Source organism: Pseudomonas sp. (assembly GCF_050739655.1).
Lineage (GTDB): Bacteria > Pseudomonadota > Gammaproteobacteria > Pseudomonadales > Pseudomonadaceae > Aquipseudomonas.
Genome location: NZ_JBOIBY010000375.1, coordinates 1 through 3,075, shown reverse-complemented (window position 1 = coordinate 3,075; position 3,075 = coordinate 1). Strand labels below are relative to the sequence as shown.

Below are 3,075 nucleotides of genomic sequence, written 5' to 3'. Positions count from 1 at the left end.
AAGGGTTATGAGCATCATCGGCACCACTGGCTTGATGAAAGCGTTAACGGCGTAAAAACCGGTCTTTTACACCCCGGCCAAAGGACTATAATAGGCTGCTGAGCCGTTTTAACTGTTGCAGAAAACGTCGAGACCTTGAACAGTTTGCGAAACGTGAGCACGGTCTCCTGGCGTCGATATAGAAAACCCGATTTAGCGTTTTTACACACTCTCGGCCGATAGCAGTCTGTCGAATCAGCTTGAGCGTAGCTTGTATGAACACGCAGCCACATTAAACAAGCTCTCCAAAGTACCCCCAAGGAGCAGCCATCGGCAGTTCCTTGGGGATCTCCTTCGTCATTCAGATTGTGCCAGGCATAAAAAACTACCCTCAGGCCTGCGGAACTCATCGAAATGAGCCTCGTAGGTGCTTATCGATGACAATCACTCCTCTGAAACCCCTGGGTGCTAAGCAGGACGCGGTGCTTCAACAGGCGGGGTTCCGTCGTGAAACATCGTCTTCAGTTGAGCACGCAGTTCTGGTGAGTCGGTGTGCTTGTGAACACTGACCGCATGCTGCGCTGCGGCCTCAAGCAGTTCATTTTCAGAGTCTGCGGACAGTGCGATTGAGCAGTGGGAATCGCTCGGAAACTCGCGGCAGTCGATGTATTTACGCGCCATGAATATTTTCCTCCCTACGACGAAGGCAGGCCGTGGCCTGCGTGAACGATCGCTCGACGCGTCTCCCATACATCAAACACGACTGCATGCCACATCGAGTGTGCCGATCGTTGAAGTATAGGCCCACCGATATCAGGGTAGTTGTGCCAGATATAGAAAACGGCCGCGCGGAAACAGGGAACAGATCACGACGGCTCGGCATTTACCTGGAATCGTGGTCTGTCCCTTTTTATGCTGGTTACGTGGCAACTACCAATGACTTCACATGACCGGCTTCTGCCTACCGTGACGGGAAGAAACCGACCCATGGCGGCCCGTTGCTTCAGGCGCAGATGCACCGATAGTGGCCAGTCAAGAAGTACAGCATTTGAGCCACGTCGGACCGCAAGCTGTCGATGATATGATCCAGGCGTCTATATCTCGCCAAGAGATCGCCCATGGATCGCTTGTCTACGTTGTTGTCGCAGTTCGGCGTGCGCGCAAACCTGTTTTACAATGGCAAACTGTGCGGCCTGGCGTCCTACGATGGCGCTGAACGACGTGGTTATATCCACCTGCTGCAGGCTGGTAGCGTCACTTTGCTGGGGCCCGATCGCAAGGGCTTGCTACTGACCCGGCCCAGCCTGATTTTCATGCCACGCCCCAGCCGGCATCAACTGTTGGCCGGTGAGTCCGAGGGCGCTCAACTGTTGTGTGCGTCAATGGAGTTCGGGGGCGGGATCGATAATCCGTTGTCGGCTTCGTTACCCGATTGTCTGGTGTTGTCCCTGGATGAGCTGCCAATGCTGGCCGATACGCTGAAATGGATGTTCGGCGAGGCGGCGGGCGCGCATTGTGGCAGGGAAGCAGCGCTGGATCGCTTGTTTGAACTGCTCATCATTCTGTTGTTTCGGCATCTGCTCGATCATCAACAGTTGCGTACCGGAATGATGGCTGGACTGGCCGATTCACGGCTGGCGCGCTCTCTGGTGCAGATTCACAACGCACCTCATCGTGCCTGGTCGATTGCAGAACTTGCGAGCGAGTCGAACATGTCTCGCGCGGCCTACGCAGTGCACTTCCGGACTATTATCGGGCAGACGCCTGCCGATTATCTGTTGAGTTGGCGTATCAGTCTGGCGCAGAAGCGTCTGCGTGAAGGACGGTCGATTACGCTGATCGCCGCCGAGGTCGGCTATGAAAGTCCTTCGGCACTTGCACGCGCGTTTCGACGCAAGACGGGTTACAGCCCTCGGGACTGGATGAAAGATCTGGCAGGAGAAGATGATGGGGCAATGGCCTGAAACTATCGAACTGCTTCAGGCCATCCCGGGAGGTCGATCATCGGTTTAACGGCTTTCCAGCTCAGTCAGAGAATGGCCGGCCACGAATATCGAAGCGGCAAGCAACCCGATGTCTTTAAGAAGAAACTGGCCCGGCGCAACTGTAATGGCTGGAAAACCGAGGCCGGGTTCAATCACGCCGGGAGTCGAGAACATGAAGCTCAAGGTCGTGAAGAACAGTCCGGCAGACAGTGCACCACCGATCAATGAAAGCTTGGGTGACAGCAAGCGACCTGCAATCAGAACACCGATCGAGACCTCCAGAACGCCGAGCAGACTGGAGAAGGTATCGACACTGAAAATGTCATAAACCCACCCCAGGAAAGGGCTGTTGCTCACCAGTGGAACCAGCCCGACGGCTTCGTAGTGTGTGAACTTCATCCCGCCGAACCAGAAGTAAATGACCGCGAGCGCAAAGTAAGCACCGTAGGTGCCAAGCGCCATGGTTTTGATTCCGAGCGTTGAATGGTTTTGTGCGTTGTTGGTTCTGCAGTTCTCGATACTCAAGGTTTTCATGATCAAGGCTTCCAATAGTGTGGTGAGGAACGCTAGTCAGCAACCCGGCGCGGTGTGCGTTGGGAGTGGAGACAGTGTTGCCGTTGATTCCACGCTCGTGGCTTCTGAACGTATTGCGTTCAGTGCAGATCGTCTTGACTCGTTGCAGGTCTTTAACCAGACATATCGTTGTGTTTGATTCATCACCATCTGCTGTTGGTGCATCAAGGATTGAGCCGGGAAAGTCGGCCCCCCTGATCTCACACTTTGTTACCGCATACCCCATCCGGGAGCAAAAACCTGCTTTGGTAACAACCTCGCAGGCCACCTCCCCCCTGCGTCAACCTGCCTGAAAACCCCGTCCCAGAGCGCTGCGTACGTTTTCTTAAACGCCCGAACCGCGAATTGGCCGGGTGATTGCATATGCTTGTCTGTACAAGTATTTGCGTGTGCATAAGACATTTTTGCCACGCAGTACACGCGCTCTTGCGGCACAAGCGCTTTCGATGGTCCTTGGGAAAAAAATAATGAAAAAAGCATTTCTCACCCTTTCTGCATTGGCTTTGTGTGTAGCTGCCGGTTCCGCGCTGGCCAAGGA

General features: G+C 54.5%; 3 protein-coding genes. 1 reads left to right on the top strand and 2 read right to left on the bottom strand.

The window, feature by feature from the left end:
- Positions 1 to 447 precede the first annotated feature (447 nt).
- Positions 448 to 660 (bottom strand): DUF1059 domain-containing protein, encoded by a 213-nt coding sequence (locus tag ACRESJ_RS18410; RefSeq protein ID WP_008001113.1) that lies wholly within the window; start codon positions 658 to 660, stop codon positions 448 to 450.
- Between the two features lie 437 nt (positions 661 to 1,097).
- Here ACRESJ_RS18410 and ACRESJ_RS18405 point away from each other — a divergent pair, with 437 nt between their 5' ends.
- A complete protein-coding gene (locus ACRESJ_RS18405; RefSeq protein ID WP_431759156.1) occupies positions 1,098 to 1,943 on the top strand; it encodes an AraC family transcriptional regulator in 846 nt (281 codons plus the stop codon).
- A gap of 45 nt (positions 1,944 to 1,988) precedes the next feature.
- Here ACRESJ_RS18405 and ACRESJ_RS18400 read toward each other — a convergent pair whose 3' ends face one another.
- Positions 1,989 to 2,498: a YkgB family protein gene (locus ACRESJ_RS18400; protein ID WP_431759155.1), complete on the bottom strand. Its 510-nt coding sequence runs from the start codon at positions 2,496 to 2,498 to the stop codon at positions 1,989 to 1,991.
- Positions 2,499 to 3,075 lie beyond the last annotated feature (577 nt).